This window comes from Acidimicrobiia bacterium (assembly GCA_018057765.1).
GTDB lineage: Bacteria > Actinomycetota > Acidimicrobiia > IMCC26256 > JAGPDB01 > JAGPDB01.
This window is the reverse complement of sequence record JAGPDB010000001.1, coordinates 78,723-101,641: the sequence shown is the minus strand read 5'-3', so window position 1 is coordinate 101,641 and position 22,919 is coordinate 78,723. Positions and strand designations below refer to the sequence as shown.

The 22,919-nt window shown below is 34.4% G+C and carries 23 protein-coding genes; 13 read left to right on the top strand and 10 right to left on the bottom strand.

Annotated features, from left to right (window positions below):
* Positions 1 to 67 precede the first annotated feature (67 nt).
* The 6 genes from KBF89_00545 to KBF89_00520 are packed head-to-tail and all read right to left on the bottom strand — an operon-like array spanning position 68 to position 6,555.
* Positions 68 to 1,051 (bottom strand): adenosine kinase, encoded by a 984-nt coding sequence (locus tag KBF89_00545; GenBank protein ID MBP9114817.1) that lies wholly within the window; start codon positions 1,049 to 1,051, stop codon positions 68 to 70.
* A gap of 17 nt (positions 1,052 to 1,068) precedes the next feature.
* A complete protein-coding gene (cofG, locus tag KBF89_00540) occupies positions 1,069 to 2,280 on the bottom strand; it encodes a 7,8-didemethyl-8-hydroxy-5-deazariboflavin synthase CofG (GenBank protein MBP9114816.1) in 1,212 nt (403 codons plus the stop codon).
* A gap of 13 nt (positions 2,281 to 2,293) precedes the next feature.
* Complete coding sequence (gene tal / locus KBF89_00535) at positions 2,294 to 3,367, bottom strand: transaldolase (protein ID MBP9114815.1); 1,074 nt, start codon at positions 3,365 to 3,367, stop codon at positions 2,294 to 2,296.
* A gap of 13 nt (positions 3,368 to 3,380) precedes the next feature.
* Complete coding sequence (gene tkt, locus KBF89_00530) at positions 3,381 to 5,414, bottom strand: transketolase (GenBank protein MBP9114814.1); 2,034 nt, start codon at positions 5,412 to 5,414, stop codon at positions 3,381 to 3,383.
* A 19-nt stretch (positions 5,415 to 5,433) separates the two neighbouring features.
* Positions 5,434 to 5,808 carry a hypothetical protein gene (locus KBF89_00525; protein ID MBP9114813.1) on the bottom strand — a complete coding sequence of 125 codons (375 nt, stop codon included), beginning with the start codon at positions 5,806 to 5,808 and terminating at the stop codon, positions 5,434 to 5,436.
* Entirely contained in the window at positions 5,809 to 6,555 is a 747-nt protein-coding gene (locus KBF89_00520; GenBank protein ID MBP9114812.1) for a glycosyltransferase family 2 protein, read from the bottom strand. It abuts the gene before it with no gap.
* A gap of 107 nt (positions 6,556 to 6,662) precedes the next feature.
* On the opposite strand from KBF89_00520, the gene KBF89_00515 reads away from it, so the two are divergent.
* From KBF89_00515 to KBF89_00490, 6 genes are all read left to right on the top strand, one after another.
* Positions 6,663 to 8,030, top strand: a complete 1,368-nt coding sequence (locus tag KBF89_00515; GenBank protein MBP9114811.1) for a D-alanyl-D-alanine carboxypeptidase — start codon at positions 6,663 to 6,665, stop codon at positions 8,028 to 8,030.
* Positions 8,031 to 8,071: 41 nt separating this feature from the next.
* The gene (locus tag KBF89_00510) at positions 8,072 to 8,386 is read left to right on the top strand and encodes a hypothetical protein (GenBank protein ID MBP9114810.1); all 315 of its coding nucleotides are present in this window, start codon (positions 8,072 to 8,074) and stop codon (positions 8,384 to 8,386) included.
* Entirely contained in the window at positions 8,386 to 8,631 is a 246-nt protein-coding gene (locus KBF89_00505) for a hypothetical protein (GenBank protein ID MBP9114809.1), read from the top strand. The genes KBF89_00510 and KBF89_00505 overlap by 1 nt, the downstream gene beginning before the upstream one ends.
* 1 nt (position 8,632) lies before the next feature.
* Positions 8,633 to 8,839, top strand: coding sequence for a hypothetical protein (locus KBF89_00500; GenBank protein ID MBP9114808.1), 207 nt, complete (start codon positions 8,633 to 8,635; stop codon positions 8,837 to 8,839).
* 6 nt (positions 8,840 to 8,845) lie between these two features.
* Positions 8,846 to 9,616 (top strand): tRNA (adenine-N1)-methyltransferase, encoded by a 771-nt coding sequence (locus tag KBF89_00495; GenBank protein MBP9114807.1) that lies wholly within the window; start codon positions 8,846 to 8,848, stop codon positions 9,614 to 9,616.
* 144 nt (positions 9,617 to 9,760) lie between these two features.
* Complete coding sequence (locus KBF89_00490) at positions 9,761 to 11,065, top strand: L,D-transpeptidase (GenBank protein ID MBP9114806.1); 1,305 nt, start codon at positions 9,761 to 9,763, stop codon at positions 11,063 to 11,065.
* 210 nt (positions 11,066 to 11,275) lie between these two features.
* Here KBF89_00490 and KBF89_00485 read toward each other — a convergent pair whose 3' ends face one another.
* Positions 11,276 to 11,506 (bottom strand): ferredoxin, encoded by a 231-nt coding sequence (locus KBF89_00485; protein MBP9114805.1) that lies wholly within the window; start codon positions 11,504 to 11,506, stop codon positions 11,276 to 11,278.
* Between the two features lie 167 nt (positions 11,507 to 11,673).
* Between KBF89_00485 and arc the strand changes: the two genes are divergently transcribed.
* Positions 11,674 to 13,476 carry a proteasome ATPase gene (gene arc / locus KBF89_00480; GenBank protein MBP9114804.1) on the top strand — a complete coding sequence of 601 codons (1,803 nt, stop codon included), beginning with the start codon at positions 11,674 to 11,676 and terminating at the stop codon, positions 13,474 to 13,476.
* 5 nt (positions 13,477 to 13,481) lie between these two features.
* Here the strand turns inward: arc and KBF89_00475 are convergent, their stop codons facing one another.
* From KBF89_00475 to KBF89_00465, 3 genes are read right to left on the bottom strand one after another with little or no spacing between them, the layout of a single operon-like run.
* Positions 13,482 to 14,303 (bottom strand): hypothetical protein, encoded by an 822-nt coding sequence (locus KBF89_00475; protein MBP9114803.1) that lies wholly within the window; start codon positions 14,301 to 14,303, stop codon positions 13,482 to 13,484.
* Entirely contained in the window at positions 14,296 to 15,783 is a 1,488-nt protein-coding gene (gene argH, locus KBF89_00470; GenBank protein ID MBP9114802.1) for an argininosuccinate lyase, read from the bottom strand. The genes KBF89_00475 and argH overlap by 8 nt, the downstream gene beginning before the upstream one ends.
* 13 nt (positions 15,784 to 15,796) lie before the next feature.
* On the bottom strand, positions 15,797 to 17,029 hold the full coding sequence (locus tag KBF89_00465) for an argininosuccinate synthase (GenBank protein ID MBP9114801.1): 1,233 nt from the start codon (positions 17,027 to 17,029) through the stop codon (positions 15,797 to 15,799).
* 201 nt (positions 17,030 to 17,230) lie between these two features.
* On the opposite strand from KBF89_00465, the gene KBF89_00460 reads away from it, so the two are divergent.
* From KBF89_00460 to pafA, 6 genes are all read left to right on the top strand, one after another.
* Positions 17,231 to 18,730, top strand: coding sequence for a proteasome accessory factor PafA2 (locus KBF89_00460; protein ID MBP9114800.1), 1,500 nt, complete (start codon positions 17,231 to 17,233; stop codon positions 18,728 to 18,730).
* 138 nt (positions 18,731 to 18,868) lie between these two features.
* Positions 18,869 to 19,069, top strand: coding sequence for a ubiquitin-like protein Pup (locus KBF89_00455; GenBank protein ID MBP9114799.1), 201 nt, complete (start codon positions 18,869 to 18,871; stop codon positions 19,067 to 19,069).
* An 8-nt stretch (positions 19,070 to 19,077) separates the two neighbouring features.
* Positions 19,078 to 19,932: a hypothetical protein gene (locus KBF89_00450; protein ID MBP9114798.1), complete on the top strand. Its 855-nt coding sequence runs from the start codon at positions 19,078 to 19,080 to the stop codon at positions 19,930 to 19,932.
* 5 nt (positions 19,933 to 19,937) lie between these two features.
* The gene (gene prcB / locus KBF89_00445; GenBank protein MBP9114797.1) at positions 19,938 to 20,747 is read left to right on the top strand and encodes a proteasome subunit beta; all 810 of its coding nucleotides are present in this window, start codon (positions 19,938 to 19,940) and stop codon (positions 20,745 to 20,747) included.
* Positions 20,747 to 21,430 carry a proteasome subunit alpha gene (prcA, locus tag KBF89_00440; protein MBP9114796.1) on the top strand — a complete coding sequence of 228 codons (684 nt, stop codon included), beginning with the start codon at positions 20,747 to 20,749 and terminating at the stop codon, positions 21,428 to 21,430. Before prcB ends, prcA begins: the two co-directional genes overlap by 1 nt.
* Positions 21,431 to 21,504: 74 nt before the next feature.
* Positions 21,505 to 22,863, top strand: coding sequence for a Pup--protein ligase (gene pafA, locus KBF89_00435; GenBank protein ID MBP9114795.1), 1,359 nt, complete (start codon positions 21,505 to 21,507; stop codon positions 22,861 to 22,863).
* Positions 22,864 to 22,919: the final 56 nt, after the last annotated feature.

The following is a 22,919-nucleotide window of genomic DNA, read 5'->3' as shown; positions in this document are numbered from 1 at the left end:
TTCTTTGTAATACACCGTGAATGAACTAGTTTTACTTTTTATAAGATCGACAGGTGAGAAGGATAAGTTAAGACGTTTTAATAATTTCATCTGTCGCAAATCGAGGTCCAATTCGAGAGATAATCTCTAATGCTAGATGAATTCCAATATCACCGGATTTTTTTGAGTTAAAGCCATTTATTAGACCGAATAGAAATCCAGCTGCAAATTGATCTCCTGCACCTGTTAGATCAATAGGTGATATTACTGGAACTGTCGGTATGCAAAATATTTCATTATTTTCAATAATTGTAGCACCACGCTCAGATTGAGTTATTGCAACCATTGGAGGTAGTTCATTTTTAAATTCACTAATCATTTCGATATTCAAATGTTGATTATCTATTTCGAATAAAGAACATATTTCAGATTCATTAGCTAATAAAATATCGATATTAGAAATAAGATCTTTGAATGCAACTCTGTGTCTATCTACACAAAATGCGTCACTTAAAGATAAAGCGATTTTAGAAGATTGCTTTTTAGCCATCAAAACCGATAAATTGATTGTTTCTTTAGCCTCTAAAGAATCATAAAGATAGCCTTCCAAATAAAGCATCTTAGAATTATTTATAATATCATTATCTAAACAACTTTTATTTATTAAAGATGAAACACCCAAATTGGTATTCATGGTGCGTTCGCCATCTGGTGTGATTAAAATAACTGAAGTCCCACTAACTCTTTCTTCATCACTTTTTAGAATATTTAATTTTGTTTCAATACCAAGATCTTGCATATCTTGTTCAAAAAAAACTCCCCATTTATCATCAGTTATTTGTCCAATAAATGCAGCATCGCAGCCTAATTGACCTAAAGTTGCAATTGTATTCGCGACTGAACCGCCACTTGCGATAGTTGTTTTTTTTAAATCTCGTAAAATCAATTCTTGTTTGTCATTTTCTGTTAAATGCATTGTAGATTTGTTCAGATCATGCTCATCCAAAAAAGTATCATTTACAGAAGCCAAGATGTCAACAAGGGCATTACCGATACCTAAAACATCATTCATATTTTTCCTCAAATAAATTATTGCTTATTTTTTATGGGGAAGTTTCTATCACGTTTTTTTTCAATTTGATTTTCTAGTTCAGTCAGATCTAATACTTCACCTGTATCCCAATTGATGTGTGAAGGATCAATCTTTAGTAAACCTGAACTATTTACTTTATCTTTGATAAATGGAAGTACAGCATCATCTACAAAGTCTTTTCTATCAATATATTCTGGGTAAATACAAGCTCTTGCAGTAAGATCTTTGTTAAATTCACTTAATTGGATACGTAGCATTGCCAAATGCTCTTTCAAATTTGTAGGATATTTCTCCGCTCTTGTTATAGGTTTTATTGCACCTAGATCATCGACACCTGCATCTAAAAGGTTATCTATGGAGTGGTTAATACTAGTTGCTTGGATATGAGTTGAATCTTTAAAAATTAATCTTGCGGCAGATATAGACCATAAATATTCATCTGTCCCAGCAGGCGTTGCATTAAACATTGCTGTGTTTAATTTAGGAACGAAATTTTGGATAACTACTTCTTGGATATGATTAAATCTCAAATGCAAATCTCGGATTGCTAACAAAGTGGCAATACGTTCTTCTCTAGTTTCTCCAATACCTACTAAAATTCCTGTTGTAAAAGGGATTTTAGCACGTCCAGCAGCTTCAAGCGTTGAAAGTCTTAATGCTGGCTGCTTGTCAGGGCAATTATAATGAGGTCCACCGGGTTCAGATAATCGTCCAGCAACTGTTTCAAGATACATTCCCTGAGATGCTGATACTTTTTTTAATCTAGCTAAATCCTTTGCTGAGCTTGCACCGGCATTAATGTGGGGGAGCAAACCATGATTATTTAATATATAACTAGCAACATTAAAAATGTAATCAATTGTACGCTCATAGCCATTTTCATCTAACCAATTTCTAGCTTCAATATATTTATCTTCTGGAAATTCACCCAAACTTAAAAGTGCTTCACAATATTTTGATTCAATTGCTTTTACACACTCTTTTCCCACATCATCAATGCTCATGTAAATTGAATCCGCATTTTCAGGTGATTGTGCAAAAGCACAATAGGCACAATTATCTCTACACAATTGTGTTATAGGTAAATATATATTCGGCGAATAAGTTATTCTCTTACCATAAACTTCATCTCTTATAGCGGCTGCAGAAGCTTGAAGGTCATTGTAGGTATACTTAGTTAATTTGAAGGCTTCGTCTTTTGATAGCATTATAGATATTCTATTACTTATCAGTAAATTGTGCCAAACGGGCCTCAATTGATTTTAGGCATGAAATATAAGAATTCTTGAAAGACTCTACACCCTCTGCCTCTAATTCTTCCATAATTTTATTAACATCAAGTATATTTTCAATCTCAGCCATATATTTACTAAGTTGTTCCGCATCATGTTCAAGGTCAACTAAAGGAAAATCGTCTTTACCTGCTCTTATAGCCTCAATTGTGCTGTATGGTAAAGTATTAACTGTATTTTTTGCTAATAATTCATCAACATATAAAGTCTGAGAAAAAGTAGGATTTTTTGTCGAAGTCGATGCCCACAAAGGTCTCATTAAAGATTGTGGCTGATCCAAATATTCTTTAAATTCTGTTTTAAATAATTCATATGCTCCACTTGCGTTAGCAATAGCAGCTTTTCCAATTAAATTAGAACCTTCTGGTAACTGCGGATCTAACTTGGTGTCTAATCTTGATATAAAGAACGATGCAACAGAAGCTGGAGTATCAGAAATACCTTTATCTCGTAAAGCTCTTATACCTTTTTTATATGCTTGGATAACTTCTTCATAACGTTCAATAGAAAAAATTAAAGTTACATTTACTGGAATATTATTAGCTATCACAGCTTCTATAGCTCCAAGGCCTTCTTTTGTTGCTGGAATTTTAATCATGACATTATCTTTTGATATTCGTGCAAATAATTCATTAGCCTGAACAATAGTTTCCACTGTGTCATTCGCTAAAAGTGGAGAAACTTCAACGCTGACAAATCCATCGACGCCTTTTGAATCATCAAAAACTGGTCGGATAATATCTGCAGCATTTGAAATATCTTCACAAACTAGATCCCAATATGTATCTTCTGGAGTTATATTTTTATTTGCATTAATTTTCAATGCATCATCATAATCATTAGTTTTTGAAATTGAATTATCAAATATTGTTGGATTAGATGTGATCCCAACAATTCCTTCTTCAATAAAAGTTTCTAGTTCACCAGATTCAATTAGTTTACGTGACAAATTATCGTACCATGGACTTTGTCCACGTTCTAACATTTTTTTCAAGCTACGCATTTTTACCTATCTATTATTTTGAAGTTAACTTTAATGCACGAGAGACTAATTCTTTAGTAGATATATTTAGTTTTTCGTATATGGTACCTGCAGGAGCGGAAGCACCGAATCGATCTATGCCAATTGAATCATCAGCAATAGTTGACCATCCAAATGTGGAAGCTGCTTCTATACTCAATATTGGAATATCTCTACCTAATATATTTTGTTGTTCATCTTTACTGAGTTTTAGGAAACTGTTCATTGATATCATAGACACTACGCGAGCCTTAACTTTATGTTCTCTCATCAATTCTTCTGCTGCTTGTACACATAATTGCGTCTCAGAACCAGATCCTACTAATGTTATATCAGGGTTATCGTAATCATTTAAAGTATATCCACCTTTTAAAATACCGGAACGAGACCTAGTTTGAGTATTTTCTAAAACCTCAACATTTTGTCTTGAAGTAACTAAAACTGTAGGTCCATTAGGGTTTAAGAAATGGTTTTCAATAGCGGCAGCGGTTTCGAAAGCATCAGCTGGCCTAACTACATTCAAGTTTGGCATCGCACGTAATGAAGCCAATTGTTCAACTGGTTGATGCGTAGGACCATCTTCGCCAACGCCAATCGAATCTTGAGAAAAAACAAATAATACTGGAATATTACTTAATGCTGCAAGCCTAATTGAAGGCCTCATATAGTCGCTAAATACAAAAAATGTTCCAGTAAAAGTATGTAGCCCATAACCAGCGCACATTCCAACAGCAATCGCTGCCATTGCATGTTCACGAATACCGAAATGTATCTGTCTTCCAGAAAAGTTATTTGGAGAAAACGGTTCAAAACCATTTATTTTTGTCCCAGTATTTCCTGTCAAGTCCGCCGATCCTCCAATTAAAGAGGGAAGAACTTCACCAATTTTAGATAATACATTTGCACAACTTACACGTGTTGCTATTTGGTCAGATATCTTTGGTTTATCGTTGAAATATTCTTGCAAATCACTTTTAGATAATCCTTGTACACCACTATTATTACCTGAAATTATAGATGTTAATTCTTTAACTTTAAAGCTATTGCTACTACCTTCTTTAATTTGTGTAGCAACATTTAATGCATGGTCAAATAACTTCTCGCTTTGATGAGCTACAGCATTCTCATAGAATTCATATACATCTTTATCAACAACAAAACTGTCGGTACTAGAACCCATAGCTTGTTTTGTAGCGATAATTTCTTGTGAATCAAACGGATTACCATGAGCCAAATGCGAGCCAGTCAATTTAGGCGAAGGGAAACCGCATTCAGTTGGCAAAATAATTATAGTGGGTGCTCCGGTATTTACTTTAGCTTCATTAATAACGGATTCGATTGCGTCTAGGTCTTCTGAAATTTCTCCTGGCTCAATTACATTCCAGCCTTGTGATGCAAAGCGTTTAGCAACATCTTCTGAAAAAGTTAAATCTGTTTTACCATCAATAGTAATTTTATTATCATCATATATCACTATTAAATTATCAAGCTTGTTATGACCTGCAAAAGAAGCAGCCTCATATGAAACGCCTTCCATTAAGTCACCATCACCGCATATTACAAAAATATTATGATCGATTAATTCATTTCCAAATCTAGCTTGAAGATTCTTTTCAGCCATAGCCATTCCAACAGCATTTGCGAATCCTTGACCTAAAGGACCAGTGGTAACTTCTACACCATCGGTATGATTAAATTCTGGATGCCCAGGCGTAAGCGAGTCAGATTGACGAAATTCTTTGAGATCATCTAGTGTAATTTCGTAACCACATAGATGTAGTGTCGAATAAAGTAATGCGCTAGCGTGACCTGCACTAAGTACAAGACGATCGCGATTAAATGTTTTAGGCTTATGCGGGTCATGACGCAATACTCTTGTATATAAAACATGAGCAAGGGGAGCTAGAGCCATAGCTGTACCTTGATGTCCAGATTTTGCCTTCTCTACACAATCAAGCGATAATGCGCGTATTGTATTTACACATTTCGCATCAATAGATTCACTACTTTTTATTACAGTTTGCGACATTAATCCTCCAAGGATAAATTTAAAGTGAAGTCATTGGGACTTCTATTGATGTTTTTGATTCAGTTAGTGTACAAGTTACGATTATTGTTTCCGGTTTCGTAAACTCAATTTCAGGTCTTACTAATCGATAACCAAACTTTCCAGATTCGATAGGACATGCTTGTACATTTCTTGCAACTATTTCATCGCCTCTTTTAAATTCACAAACTAGTGTGTCATTTGAAATTTCAGAATCTATTGCACTTATTAGCAATACTAAATGAGGTGTAAACAGATCGGGATAAGATGGCGGTTTATAAGAGAAGAAAGCACCCTGAATATCAATACGAGTTGATGGTCCTTCCTCGGTTCTAAAATTAATATTTTCTACGTATAAACCTGCTACAAACTTCATTCACTTTAGTTTTGCAGGTTTCAACTCCCCACGACGAAAAATAGACTCAAAAAAGAAGACAAATCTCATCTTTGCCAAACCAAAAAGAGTTCTTGGTATACGAGAAATCAGATTTGATCTTGCTGGACGAGACTCTTCAACGGAAACAGGTATTTCGCTAACTATTATTCCTGAACGTTCACAGCGCAAAATAAGTTCAGTATCAAATAGATCAACGGTGAATTTACAAAGTCTTTCTACATCAATAACGCTAGATCGATGCATAGCTTTTATGCCATGAGTATCCGAAACCCCGAGCCCAAAACCAAATTTTAATATACTGGAAAAAATAAATGTAGCAAATCTTCTTAGTACTGGCCTGTTATCATTTGCTCCTTCAGTCCTTTTAGATCCAACAACAATTGCTGGTCGATGATCACTATGCTCTCTAATTATTTGAACTGAACGTTCTAAAAAGTCAAAATCATAAAAATCTACATCAAAATTAACTATTATATCTCCACATGCTTCTCTAAGTCCTCTGCGCAATGCTGCACCATAGTCAGGCAATACTTCGGAGAAGAATTTAACATTTTTGATTTCATCTGAAAGTCTTTTTCCAATGTCTCGCGTATTATCACTTGAGCCATTTTCTACAATAATAATTTCAAATACTTCTTTACGAGATTTTAAGTACGCAAAAATATCTTTAGTAGTGTTCTCTAGAGTCTCTGACTCATTAAAAGCAGGTAGTACAACCGAAATCATACTTATCTTTCGTCCCATTTTCCCTATAACTCAAGTATAAAATCAGATTCCTATAAAAATTGTATATAAACACTAACATTATTATTCGTTGGAAGGGTATATGTAAAGTGAAAAATACTAAAAATACAATAATTATTGCCTTTCTTCTAACTTCATTGATTTTATTTTCATACGGTAATTCCTTATTATTATTTTCAAAATCAACAAATGTGTCAGATAATTCAAAGGGTCAATTACTTTTAAACAAAAAAGATGTATCAAATGTAAAACCAAGTAACTTTAAGCATAGTTTAGAAGTAGAACTATCAAAAATATCATTATCTAAGAGTATTGTTGAGCTATTACCAGCTGATTTTTGCCTTATAGGAGAATGGTCAAATTCAGATAAGGAAATAGTGGATTTAAATCCAAATAAGGCTTTAGTTCCTGGTTCAGCATTAAAAATTGCAACTGCAGCAATAGTTTTCTCTAATTTCAAAAAGGACGAGACTTTAGATACAACTATATATGGGCAAGCAACAAATGGTGTTGTAGAAACAGCTTCAATGACAATAAGTGGTGATCCTAGTTTCATTTCTAATAATCCTCCAAATTTAGGTAGACAAGATTATATAGAAAATAAATATACACATACATTTTCAGATTTAGCTAATAAACTATCAGTTTTAAATATTAAGAATATTAAAAAGTTAGTAATAGATACTTCATGGTTCAATATTCCTTCATACAATAAAGAATGGGAATCGAAAAAAAATCAAGTTGGTGCAATGGGAGCATTATTAGTTGATGAAGGATACGAGCAAAATAGTGTATCTTTAGAACCACAAATATACGCATCTAATATTTTAAAAGAAATGTTTTTATCTAAATTTGTAACTATTGGCACTATAGAGTTTTCTAAGAAACAATTAGACCCAAAGTTAACAACAAAAGAGAATTTATTAGCTTCTATTCAAAGTGCTTCTATAGAAAAATTAGTTACTGATATGCTCAAAAATTCTAATAATATTTATGCTGAACAACTCCTAATAGCATCAGCGCATAAATCAATAGGGAGAGTGGATATTGAATCACTGATGAATTTTGCAAATACTCAGCTTAATAAGCTCGTCCCGAATACAGATGGTCTCAAATTTTTAAATGGTTCTGGTTTTTCATATTCTTCTACAATTACTTGTTCAGAATTAATGAGTATTATTTCAAGCGTTTCAAAAAAAGGGATAAATATAATTTCATTGACTTCTAAAGCCGGAATTGACGGTACCTTAGCTAATCGATTTGCTGAGTATAAAAATATTCTTCAAGCAAAAACAGGGACTTTAGATGGAGTTACTGCATTAATAGGTAATATTGATAAAATTCATTTTTCGTTATTGGTTAATGGACAATTCAATGATGCTAAAGGCCATATATACCAAGAGAAAACCGTTGCTCTATTAAAACAATTTCCTTCAATCAACAACTTGAAAATATAACATTTTCGATTTCTAATTAGATTTTGTTATAGAATCAATATATGAAAAGTCCAAATGACATGATAGCTATGGTTAGCGAGTTAATTAATATTATTATTAGCTATGTTAAAAGCCAAACATTAGTTCCGCTAAAAAGGCTTGGTCGATACCTTGGTTTGGGTATTGTAGGTTCTTTATTTATGACTAATGGTGCAATTTTTGTGAGCTTAGGAATATTACGATATTTACAAACTCTAGATGTATTTGATTCAAGTCTGTCTTTTCTACCTTATGTAATTTTAGCGGTTGTTGATATTTGTTTGCTAGGAATAATATTTTTTGTAGCTACAAGACCTACATTGATTCGAGAAAAGTAATGATAAAATCTAATAAAAAATTAAATAAAAAATTAATAGATAATAAAAATGTATCTCGTGATGATATTAAAAATAAAATGGGTGAAATAAATGTCGTGATAGACGAGATAAAATCTAGTTCTACCGATACAATAAAGGTTGTTGCGATTATAGGTATTGGGTTGCTTGTAGGAATTGCTTTCTTTTCTGGTAGAAGACGTGCTATGAGACCTAAAACTTTAATAAACATAGTGAAAACAAGATAATATGCCTAAAAAGATCATCAAAAAAGTTCTTAAAAATACATCGAAAAAAGATGGTTTCTTTTGGAAGTTATTATTTTATGGATCAATCGCAAAAAAAATACTGAAGTGGGTTTTTGCTAAACCAACACCAAAGATAGTTCAACAAATAGATTTAGAACCTGGCGAGTACAAAATAAAAGTTCAAGATTCTAAAACGATAGAGATGTAAAAGTATATGCCATTTTCAATAGGGGATTTAGCCTTAGTAGTAGATAATAAGAGAAAACGATATTTGTTTTCATTAGTAGCTGATGGAGAATTCCATACCCATGCAGGTATTTTGTACCATAATGATATTCTTGAAAAAGATTCTGGTTCACAAGTAAGAAACTCTAAAGATCATGTTTTTATTGTGTTAACCCCAACTATGTCTGACTACATTCTAAAAATGCCCAGAGGTGCACAAGTTATATACCCTAAAGACCATGGAACAATTATCACTTATGCAGATATTTTCCCTGGAGCACGCGTATTAGAATCTGGTGTTGGTTCTGGAGCATTAAGTATCTCTCTATTACGAGCAATAGGAAATACTGGTGAATTAATTGGTTATGACATTCGTGAAGATTTTGCCGAACAAGCAAAAAGAAATGTATATAAGTATATGGGTGATGATGTGCCTTGGAAAGTAGTTGTAAAAGATATTTATAAAGGTATCGACGATACAAACCTAGATCGAATTGTTTTAGATCTACCTGAACCTTGGAACGTTGTTGAACACGCCGAAAAAGCATTAACACCAGGTGGAATATTTATATCTTATGTACCTCAGATAACACAAGCTGTTAGATTGAGAGAAGCTCTTAGTAATTCGAAATTTGCTTTTGAATCCACTTTTGAGACCTTATTGCGTACTTGGAAAATTGAAGGCCAGATTGCCCGTCCAGATCATAGGATGGTTGCACATACAGGCTTTCTTACTGTCGCACGGCTATTGACATATTAGTGCATAGCATTTATTGATCATTTTTCTGCTCAGACATATTAAATTATACAAATAAAACTTTTATTCTCGTTTTTATCATTTATATACACAGTGTTAGCATATGTTTTTGTTAGTCTATACTTAATTATTTAACTGGGGTATTAAATGAAATCGCACATTATCAATATGAAAAATAATCGAATAAATAAATTTTCGATAATCTCTAAATTCTCATTCTTTCTAATATTAACACTAGCCATGATTGTTACTACTGTTTCTTTTGCATTAGATAATAAAAAATCCATAGCCAAGATAGGTGTCTCAAATAATCCAATACTTGCAATGGCATCTACGCCAGGTAGTGATGGTTACTGGCTTGTAGCGAATGATGGTGGAGTATTCACATATGGCGCAGCACAGTTCTACGGATCAACAGGTAGTCAGCGTCTTAATAGACCAATAGTTTCAATTGCTTCTACTCCAACTGGAAGAGGATATTGGCTTGTAGCAAGCGATGGTGGAGTATTTACATTTGGTGATGCACAGTTCTACGGATCAACTGGCAGTATACGACTTAATAGACCAATAGTTTCAATGACTTCGACTCCATCAGGTAGAGGATATTGGTTAGCTGCAAGTGACGGCGGTATATTTGCTTTTGGTGATGCACAGTTCTACGGATCAACTGGCAGTATACGACTTAATAAGCCAATAGTTGCAATGACTTCGACTCCATCAGGTAGAGGATATTGGTTAGCTGCAAGTGACGGCGGTATATTTGCTTTTGGTGATGCACAGTTCTACGGATCAACTGGCAGTATACGACTTAATAAGCCAATAGTTGCAATGACAAAAACTGTAAGCGGTAGGGGATACACATTAGTTGCAAGCGATGGTGGAATTTTTAACTTTGGTGACTCACAATTTTATGGAGCTACAAGCGGCGATTGCTTAGGTGCTCCAACTGTTGGCATTAATACTGCAACTAACGACAGTGGTTATTACACAATTACAGCAGATTCACAATTCTCCAATTTTGGACCCGGACATAGCACCTCTTGTCCACCTCCACCTCAAAATGGTTGCACAGGGAATATAGTAGCTAAGAAAATTATTGTCAGCATTAATCTACAACATTTATGGGCATGTGAGTTTGGAACAGAATATTTAAATACTCCTATAACTACTGGAGCTGAAGGCATAGGTTTTGGAACACCAACTGGGGCATTCTCTATTTACGCGAAACAAAGAAATACTTATCTAGTCGGACCTGGCTATAGGTCATTTGTTTCGTATTGGATGCCATTTTATAGAGGTTATGGATTACATGATGCATCATGGAGACGATCTTTTGGTGTTGGAGGATTTGAACGTGGAGGATCTCACGGTTGTGTAAACATGCCACCTTCAGTTACAAGTTATGTTTATAATTGGGCAACTATTGGCACACAAGTTATAGTGAAACGGTAGTTTATAGTTTAAAGTATAAAAAGTTTATAGTGGAAATTTTATAGTTATCCTTATTTGAATTATAGGGGTATTTACGCTATATTAACTATTTGTCTATTTTGGTATAAACTTTTATTTGTTAATGAAAAAATTGTATATAATGAGTTTTCGAAAAAGTGCAAAAGGTAATGAAGTAGATACAAGATTACCTAATGTGGAAAAATCTAAAAATCAAGGCTCAATATAGATACATTCTCCAGGACATTCCTCAGCAGCCTCTACAACACCGTCTAATTGATCATCATCAAAATTAGCAAGACCCGTAGGCCCACCAGGGTTGAAAACTTTATCACCCTCAACAACGTATGCTAAACCATCATCTAATAATTTAAAAACCTTAGGTGCGATTTCTTCGCATAGCCCATCACCAGTACATAAATCCTGATCAATCCAAACCTTCATGTTATCTTCTTTCAATCTATAAATCTTATAAATATTATATAACCGTATAACACTAACATGCGGATTCTATTCCAAAAATAATATTCTTATAACTATATCGTTAAAGATTCCACAAAACTTGACCGAAATCGTATTAGTCTTAGAATAAGCCCTAGTGAGGAATATTAATGAGTAATTTTATATCAGATAATGAAACAAATGACAACGAAGATACGGCTGACGATACATCAGCGAATTCGTCATACGAAGAATCTAGAAACAATACAATGAAACAAGACGCACAGACTCTAAAAGCCGAGATTGATATTTTACAAAAAAAATTAGTTGATGCGCCTAAGCGCATTCGTACATTAGAAGAAAAACTTATTTCGCTTAAAGCAGAACTTTCTGATTCATCAAGAAGGAATGAAAGATTAAGCGCTACATTGAAAGAAGCAAGAGAGCATATCGCAGCATTGCGTGAAGAAGTAGAAAAACTAACTTTACCTCCTGCTGCATATGGTACATTTCTAGGTATTAACGAAGACGATACTGTTGATGTAATTAGTGCTGGTCGTAAAATGCGTGTGAGTATTCATCCAGATATAGATATAGAAAGCTTAAAAATCGGCGATGACGTTGTATTAAATGATTCGCTAAGTGTAATTCTATCTCGCTCAAGTGATAAGCAAGGCGAATTAGTAATACTACGTGAAGTTATGGAAGATGGAAATCGTGCATTAGTAATGTGTCGTGGTGATGAAGAAAGAGTCTGTGAGCTTGCTGATTCTATTAAAGAAAAGAAATTACGAGTTGGTGAACATTTACTTTTAGACACACGTTCTAATCTTTTAGTTGAAAGAATTGCACGCCCAGAAGTTGAACAACTTTTACTTGAAGAAGTACCTGATATTTCTTACGAAGATATTGGTGGTTTAGATGCACAAATAGAAATGATTCAAGATGCTGTAGAACTCCCATATATTTATGGAGACCTATTTAAAGAGCACGAACTTGAAGCTCCTAAAGGAATTTTATTATATGGCCCTCCAGGTTGCGGTAAAACTCTAATAGCCAAAGCGGTTGCTAATTCATTATCAAAACGTGTTGCTGAAAAAACTGGGGAAAAGAAGAAGAATGCTTATTTCATAAATGTTAAAGGTCCTGAACTTTTAAATAAATATGTGGGTGAAACAGAACGTCAAATACGTTTAATCTTTGAACGTGCTCGCGAAAAAGCTTCAGAAGGAGTTCCAGTCGTAGTATTTTTCGATGAGATGGACTCACTATTTAGAACTCGTGGTACTGGGATTTCATCCGATATGGAATCAACAATTGTCCCTCAGCTTTTAAGTGAGTTAGATGGTGTTGAAATATTAAATAACGTAATCGTAATTGGAGCATCAAATAGAGAAGACCTTATCGACCCAGCAATTTTGCGTCCAGGCCGTTTAGACGTGAAAATAAAGATAGAGCGTCCAACCCAAGAGGCTGCTAAAGAAATATATGCTCAGTATCTAACTTCGTCATTGCCAATTGCAGAAGACGAGCTTAAGAAATTTGATAACGACAGAGAAAAGACAATACAAAGTATGGTATCAGAAGCTGCCAGCATAATGTATGAAGAGTCTGAAGCAACACAATTCTTAGAAGTCACATATCAAAATGGCGAAAAAGAAATATTGCATTTTAAAGATTTTTCTTCAGGTGCAATGATAGAAAATGTTGTAAGACGTGCAAAGAAGTTAGCTATAAAACGAAATATTGCTGACGGGCCAAAAGGTATAAGCACCCAAGATCTGATTGATTCTATACATCAAGAATTTAGAGAGCAAGAAGATTTACCTAACACAACTAATCCTGATGATTGGGCAAAGATATCCGGCAAGAAAGGCGAACGTATTATTTATATTCGTACTTTGATTCAAAAAGGCGATGAAACAACAGGCGGCAAAGAAGTTGAACGTGTTGCTACAGGACAGTATCTATAGTCAGCTTAAAAGGTTTTCTTTTCGCTTCTTAAATACATTATTTGTTTTTTATTATCTTGGCCTACAATGAAATAGTCTTCTTTTGCTAGTTGTATTTCACTTATGATTTCATCTAGATCATCTCTTCTAACCTCGATACAATTACTAAAATCTCTATCTACATCTTTATCAATTATTTCCTGTAGTTCTAAATCTGAAGGAAGTTGACAGGTATATGAAAAAGTTTTTAGAGGTATGGAATGATGTGCTTCCAATGCATTTATTATCTTTAAATCACCGAATTTTGTATGAGTTGCAACTGATTTATCAAAATACTGAGCTATACCTATTTGAGCGTGACAACCAAGCATTTGTCGATAGAAAGAATAAGCATAAGCTTTAATTTTTTTTCCATTACCTTTTACCATAGAAGTAAAACTAAAACCAACAATCTGATTACTCGCACTTGGTATAGCTAAATAAGATGCCGTCGGAATCAATTCATCATCTTGAATATGTTCGAAATTATCTTCGACCCCCGATATGGTATTTTCTTTCCTCATATAATCAAGTCTTGTATTTAATGCATTCTTAATCTCAGCAGGTATATTTCCTCCGAGATCACGAATCATAACAAAAGCTGAAGGAAATAAACAACAGTCTACAAAAACCCAACCAGGCATTCCCATATAATCACCGTAAAGAGCCATATTCATTGCACGTAACAAAATTCCTGTACGCATATCTTTTGGATCAGAAGCATTAATCGCTTGGACATCTCTACCTAAAACTTTTTCAGGGATCGAGCTTAAATTGGTAGAAGCCGTATAAGCATAGATCTTATCCATTGTTATCCCTAATCACATTTTTCAAATTCTTAATTTGTTCGTTTACTGAGTCAATACTCGTAGAGCCGTATCCTACTTTAGAATTTACACATGATATCCCTGGTTCATTTAGCATTGAAAGAATTTTTGTTTTAAATGCCGGTTTGGCTAATATTTCAATTGCCTGTGCAACAAGTTCCTCGTTTTGTAATTTAGCTACCATGAAAGACTTGAGATCGTCATCTTGCTCAATATCTTTAATTAAGACACTAACTAAAATACTCTTCTCACGTGAATACCTAACTAATGCACCTAAAAATTGATGTGCTTTACGAAATGGTAAGCCTTCGAATACAAACTGGTCAGAAAAATCCGTTATAGCTAGAAGCTCATCTTCGCAACTCTTAGCAATACTTACATCATTGAATTCAATACTTTCAACTAGAGAAGTTAATGCTGGCAACATTGAAAACATTTTTTCAAATGAATCATACATTGGTTTTTTAGTCACTGATAAATCTCGAGAATAAGAATATGGTAAATCTTTTAAGACCATAAAGCCAGTTAATAAGTTAGATATAGCTAATGATGATCTACCTCTAACTATTTCCGCAGTATCTGGATTCTTCTTTTGAGGCATCATTGAAGATGTGGAAGAAACTTCGTAGCCCAGGGTAATATATGAAAATTCGCTAGAGCACCAAATTACAACTTCGTTTGCAAACCTGCATAAATGAGTTGCTATTTTTGAAGTTACAAAAAGAATATCTAATATAAAATCTCTATTTGCCACAACATCAATAGAGTTGTTGAATTGTTCTTCAAAACCTAGCTCTTTAGCTGTTTCTTTTTCATCTAATAAAAATGTCGAACCAGCAACGGCTCCTGCTCCTAATGGGGATTCGTTCAACGAATCAATCACAAAGTCCAATGTTGCGAGATCTCTTTTGATAGGCCATGCGTGTGCTAAAAGATGGTGTGCTAAAAGGACTGGTTGTCCACGTTGTAAGTGAGTATAACCTGGTATTATCAATTTTTTATTAAAAGCTTTTTCACTTAATTTTATTAAAGATTCAAGATAGTTTAATAATTGAATTTTTAATTCAATCAACATACTCTTTGCATATAAAGTTAGTGCTGTTACCACTTGATCATTCCTGCTGCGACCCGTATGAACTTTGCTGGCTAAAGTCTTGTCATCACACAATTCACTTATTTTTGCTTCAAGCGCCATATGGCAATCTTCAGCTAATTCATCGTATGCCCAATCGTTAGCCTCAAAATATTCTCCAGCCTTTTCTAGTACAGATAGCAACTTGACCTTTTCTGAAGAATTTATAATCCCCGCACGTGCTATTGCCCTGATGTGAGCTCTAGTACCAATAATATCAAATGGGAGTATGAGCCTATCGGGAGAACCGCCTAACAATAATTTTGAAACTGCAGGATTAAATTTTTCGCCTTGACCCATGTGAATCCATGATGATGACTTTTGCTCCATGGGTAATCTTTCTTTAATATAGTTTTGTTACTTGGTTTTTTATTTTTGATTCTAAAGCATAGATTTTTGAAAAACCCTCTGCGTCTTTGCCAGTAAATGAAAGTGATTGTTCACCATAACTAGCTCCATATCCTAAAATACTATTAGTCGACTTATAACCCATGACCACAAAATTATTTGCTACAAGCTTAATTCTGACTTCACCAGTAATATCACTTTGACAAGAATCAAAATATGATTTTATATCATCGATACTTGGGTCAAGATACAGACCTTCATGAATTAATCTTTCATATTCAGCAGATATTATTTTAGATAGATAAAGTTGCGACTTAGTTAAAATAGATTTTTCTAATTCTCTGTGTGCTTCTATTAAAAGTATTGGTGCTGGTGCAGCAACTCCTACGCGACCCTTCGAACCCAATACCGTTGAACCTGTATGAATAGCCCTGCCAATACCATATTCGTCACCTAATAAATTTAATGCTTCTATGAGATCTACAGCATTCTGTTCTTTGGAATTTAATGAAATTGGAACACCTGAGGCAAAACCAATTACTATTTCTTGAGGGTTTGTTTCAATATTGATATTATGACCTGCAGCTTCAAAGGCCTCATCTGGTAGATAATTCCATGAGCCTGTATATATTTTTTCTCCATTTTCTTCTATAAAATCTGCTTGAGTTTCGACTCCACCAATAGTTGTTCCCCAAAGGCCTGCATTAATTGAGTACAAAGGCTTTTCTGGTATTGGCATATTATAACTTCTAAGTGCATCTATGTGATTTTGTCTGCTCCAGTTAAATTCACGTACCGGAACTTTTATTTCTATTTCTGGAGCAAGAACTTGAATTGCCATATCAAACCTAAATTGATCATTACCAGCTCCAGTTGAACCATGCGCAATTACCTGAGCGTTAATTTCTTTAGCGTATTGCGTTGTTAAAATGGCCTGAAATCCTCTTTCAGCACCAACCGACAGGGGATATACACCACCTTTAAGCACATTTCCTTTTATTAAATATTGAATTACTTCTTGGAAATATACTTGTTTAGCATCTATTAACTTGTGTGAAACAGCACCAAGTAATTTAGATTTATTAGCAATCTCAATTCTATCTTGTTCAGTTAATGCCCCAGTATCGACTGTACATGTATATACATCGTATTCTTTTGATAGATCAACTAAGCATCGAGAGGTATCTAGTCCACCTGAAAATGCTAATACTAATTTGGTTTTTTCCATTTATTAATTCTAACAAATAGACCTAGACATATACCAAAAACTATATAGTTAAACTCTATTTTCTAGTAATAATTGATAAGTAGTAATTTTAGAAGCTAGATATAACGAAATATCTTCTTTTTCGAAATTTAAATATGACATCAACGCTGGATAATCTGATTTAGCCTTATTTATAGATTTAAACGCGCTAACCTTATGGTTATGGCTATTGCAAAAATTATGGGTATTGAAACTGAATACGGAATTATGTCTAATGGTACTGATTCTCAATATCAAAACCCTATGACTTCATCTGGTTTATTAATTAATGCTTATTTGCATGGTTCGCGTACAGAATTTGATTTCGCTGATGAAACACCAGCACAAGATGCACGTATTGAAGTTAATGAACCTCCGTCTATATTTCCTGAAACACATTTAATTAATGCAATGCTTACCAATGGTGCAAGATATTATGTCGATCATGCCCATCCTGAATATGCATCACCAGAAGTAAGCAATGCTCTAGAAGCTGTATTGTATGATCGCGCAGGAGAAGAAATTTTGCGACGATCAATGTTAGAAGCCAAAAATATTATTGATGGAGAAATTATTGTATATAAGAACAATACTGATTCAAAAGGTAACTCCTACGGCACACATGAGGGATATCTTGTACAGCGTAACGTTCCTTTTACAACACTTGTAAATTCGTTAACATCACATTTCGTTTCTAGACAAATATTTTGTGGTGCTGGTAAAGTTGGTTCAGAATTACATGCATCTAATAATAAGGTGGATTTTCAAATAAGTCAGCGTGCAGATTTTATGGAAGAACCAGTTGGACTTGAAACTACGATGAAGAGGCCAATAGTAAATACTCGTGATGAACCACATAGCGATGCTAGTAAATATAGAAGATTACACATTATTGTTGGGGATGCAAACATGTGCGATGTTTCAACTTTTTTAAAGCTAGGAACAACTGCAATTATTTTAGCCATGATTGAAGATGATTTTGAAGACTTCAATAACAATCTATGCGTATTAGTAGAACCTGTTAAATCAATAAAAGAAATTAGTCACGATACAACTTTAAAAGTAAAAGTAGAAACTAATAAAGGTTTCATGACAGCATTAGATATACAAAAATCAATACTTGATTCCGCTAAAAAATATATCTCTTCCTGTACATCTGAGCAAATAGAACTTATAGGTGGAAATATAGCGCATGAAATTTTAAAAAGATGGGAGGATGTTCTTGCGAAACTTGAAACCAATCCTGAAAGTTTAAGTGGTCAAGTTGATTGGATAACAAAAAAGAAAATTATTGATGGCTTTAAATTAAGAGATAATTTAGAAGCTAATGATCCAAAACTTTGTGGCATAGATGTTCAATATCATGATATTAGAAAAGGTAAGCTTTTCGATAAAATGCGTATTCGTGGTGAGATTGAAGCATTGGTTAGCGATAAAGAAATAGTAAACAGTGTTGATAACCCTCCAGAAACAACAAGAGCGTATTTTAGAGGAAGTGTTTTAAAGAAGTTCGCTAAAAACGTCCATAGTGCAAATTGGGATAGCGTAACTTTAGATATTGGTTCTTCCACTTTAAAAAGAATTCCAATGATGGAACCCACGAGAGGCAATAAAGATAGTGTTCAAGGTCTTTTAGATAGTTGCGATACACCTATTGAACTTATCAATAAATTAGAAGAATAGTATTCGCAAAATAAATTCAAGCATTTACGGATTAGATACGATACTAATAGTGTTATAAGATAACACTATGAGGAGCTAGAAATTTCACTTAGGTAAGATTTCTGTTAGGGTTATACGAAAGCTTAAGGAGTACGCATAATGGCTGAGCAACAACGTAAATCTAAACCAACTTCCAAATCTAAAGATACCGAAGTAGATGATGTAGAACTTAAAAGTGATGAAAAAAAATCGGAAGAGATAAAAGAAGATCTTGATGATCTACTAGATGAGATCGATGGTGTATTAGAGACCAATGCCGAAGAATTTGTAAAAAACTATGTTCAAAAAGGTGGGCAATAGAGCTCTAAATGATGTTTAAAAGATTCATATTAATAAATTGTCCTGGATTAGGTGTAGGAAATATCCGCAACACATCATCAAGTGAACATTCTCTAGAAAAGTTATTAAAATACGCTTACACTAAAGATTTAAAACCAAATCTAGCGGGATTAGAAACAATCGGGCTAGGTGCTTTTGTTAAATTTGCAAGCCCTATAGCTCGTAAGGTTTCTACAACAGCAATGCTGGCTGCTAAAACTATTCATGGTGAAGATGATTTTTCAGCATACATAGAAATTGGCGGTGGAGATAAAGACAATATGGGGATCTGGGGTCAGCTTGAAAACCTTAGTCTGATATCAATCTGTAATGATGATACTCTTTTGCCTACAAGTGAATTCGTTGATGTACAAAGCGATGGGGAAGCAGTATCCACAATTTTAGAATACCTAAGCGCACCTTTAACAAGGAACGAATTAATAGTTGCCACGCTAAATGATTATCGTCAGTCAGCTCTAGAAAAGAATCCGACATTCGCAACAGCATGTTTATCTCAGTTCTCTTGTTTAATAGAAAAATGTATAATAGAACTTGGCAATGAAGACGCATTAATGGCTTTTTCTTCAACAGCCATAGATGCATCCATTGAAAATAATGAGAATAATACAGAAAATAATTTTAGAAACGAATTATTGCCGATGTTTTTCTACACACCTTCAGGACAAACTAATGATCTTGGACTTAGGCTTCTATGTGATATAGGCCCGAGTATCGCCGACTTTTTTGATATAGATCGTAGCAACTTTGCAGGTGCGACAATGGGTAAGTGGCTATTTAAAAAATCAAATCCACAAATTGAGCAAGAAACTTCATTACACTCTTAGGAGTTATGAAAATACAATACACAAACACTTCTAGTCCAGGTACGTCTTTTATAGAATTTCTAAATCAGAATCAACCCGACTTGCTACCTCAGAATCAAGAATTTTCCAATGCAATTGCAGAAGAAATATCGAATCTTCCACATGCCACCACAACTGTAGCTTTAAGATATAAAGACGGCGTTGTAATGGCAGGAGATCGCAGAGCTACTGCAGGATTGACAATCGCTAATCGAATGATGGATAAAGTTATGCCAGCAGATTCTCATTCAGGTATTACAATTGCAGGTACCGCTGGTATTGCAATGGAACTTGTAAGGCTTTTTCAAGTACAACTAGAACATTACGAAAAAATGGCAGGAGAACCTTTAAGTTTTGAAGGTAAAGCTAATCAACTTTCTTTTATGATTAGAAATAATCTCCCAATGGCAATGCAGGGGCTAATGGTTGTACCGTTATTTGCTGGGTACGATCTACTAAAAGAACAAGGCAGAGTTTTTAGTTACGATGCAACTGGTGGAAGATACGAAGAATTCGATTTTACAGCGTCAGGTTCTGGCTCTGTACATGCAAGAAACTGGATCAAAGCTTCTTTTAACACAACGTTGAGCGCAAAGGCTGCAATCGATATAGCTATACGATCACTTTTTGCTGCAGCAGATGAAGATGCAGGAACTGGCGGTCCGGACTTAGTAAGAAAGATATTTCCAACTGTCGCAACAATAGATAAAGACGGAATTAATTTTTTGAGTGATGCCGATATAGCGAAAAGAGCTACTGCTTTACTTTCAGGCCCTGAACAGGGAGGAACTAAATAATGACTAATCCCTATTATGTATCACCAGAACAAGTCATGAAAGATCGTGCTGATTATGCACGAAAAGGTATTGCACGTGGTAGATCACTTGTTGCAATTGAGTATGATTTAGGAATTGTCATGGTTGCTGAAAACCCTTCTAAGTCTTTACACAAAATTTCTGAAATATATGATCGTATTGCTTTTGCTGGAGTTGGAAAGTACAACGAATTTCAAATGTTGCGAGATGCAGGTGTACGTCTAGCTGATCAAAAAGGTTATGCATATTCGCGCGAAGATGTTGTAGCTAACGAATTGGCAAACACATACGCACAGTCGTTAGGACAGGTTTTTACTCACGAGATGAAACCATTTGAAGTAGAAGTTCTAATTGCTCAAATTGGTTCTGGAAAAAAACCAAATGAGATGTTTCATGTTTTGTATGATGGAACAGTTATGGATGAATCAAGATTTTGTGTATTAGGCGGAAATGCTAATGACATCGAAACTCAACTTGAAGCTGATTACGCAGAAAATATGAGCTTGGATGATGCTATAAAACTTGGTGCAAAAGTTTTAAAACCTGGTGACGAAGATCAACTCGATCCATCAACTTTAGAAGTTGGCTATCTAGATAGAACTAAAGAACACCGTTGTTTTAGACGAATGAAAAGAAGCGAAATTGAAAAAATATTCGCTAAATAAATTTCTGCAATAGATGGCCTATTTAACATTTTGGTGGATAAAATATCCATCACTCTAAGAAAAGAAAACTTGATTTGAAAAAAAGAATCTACGGTATCGAGAATGAATACGGAGTTACTTGCACATTTAAAGGCCAACGTCGTTTAAGTCCAGACGAAGTTGCGCGTTATCTTTTTAGGAGAGTTGTCTCTTGGGGTAGATCTTCAAACGTATTTTTAGAAAACGGTTCACGACTATATTTAGACGTAGGTTCTCACCCCGAATATGCAACACCGGAATGCGATAATTTAAGCGATCTTGTTGCTCATGATAAAGCTGGTGAGCGTATACTAGAAGGTTTAGTGCAATCTGCAGAGAAACGTTTACGTGAAGAAGGTATACGAGGAGAGATTTATCTTTTCAAAAATAATACTGATTCAGCGGGCAATAGTTATGGTAGTCACGAGAATTATCTTTTACGAAGAGAGGCAGATTTTGAAAAAGTTACCAATGTTTTAATACCATTTTTGGTCACTCGACAAATTTATACAGGGGCTGGAAAAATCATCCAGACTCCTAAAGGCTCTATATATTCTATGAGTCAGCGAGCCGAACATATTTGGGAAGGCGTTTCTAGCGCAACCACACGATCACGTCCAATAATTAATACAAGAGATGAACCTCATGCTGATGCAGAAAAATACAGACGTTTACATGTAATTGTTGGTGATTCAACTATGAGCGAGTATACGACATTTCTTAGAGTTGGTACTACAGCAATTATTTTAAGAATGCTCGAAGAAGATCCTGCACCTTGGAGAGATTTGACATTTGAAAATCCTATTAGAGCAATTAGAGATATTTCTTTAGACACTTCAGGAAAGAAACCTCAACGACTTTCAAATGCACGCGATGTAAGTGCGTTTGATGTACAAAGCGAGTATCTAACGCGAGCTTTACGTTTTGCTTCACGCAGAGGTCTTCCAAAAGAAGAACAAAAAGCATTAAACATGTGGGAACATGTTATGACTAAATTTGAGAAAGATCCATTTTCCTTATCAACCGAAGTTGATTGGGTAATAAAACATAATCTTATACAGACTTACGCCAAGAAACATAAACTGGAGTTATCGCACCCAAAAATACAGTTATTAGATTTGCAATATCATGATGTAAATCGTAATCGTGGTTTGTACTATCTTTTAGAAAGAAATAATAGAGTTGAGAGAATAACTGATGATGAGACAATTTGTGAAGCAATGACGCTTGCTCCTCAAACTACTCGTGCTCGACTTAGAGGTGAATTTATTAAAGTTGCTAAAGAGAAAAAGCGAGATTATACAGTTGATTGGGTGCATCTAAAGCTCAATGATCAGGCACAACGTACTGTAATTTGTAAAGATCCTTTTTTGAGTCACGATGATAGGGTAGAGCGTTTAATAGCTTCACTCTAGGAGTTTCTATATTAAAAGTCATCCACAAAGTTGCATTATTTATTTATTATAATATA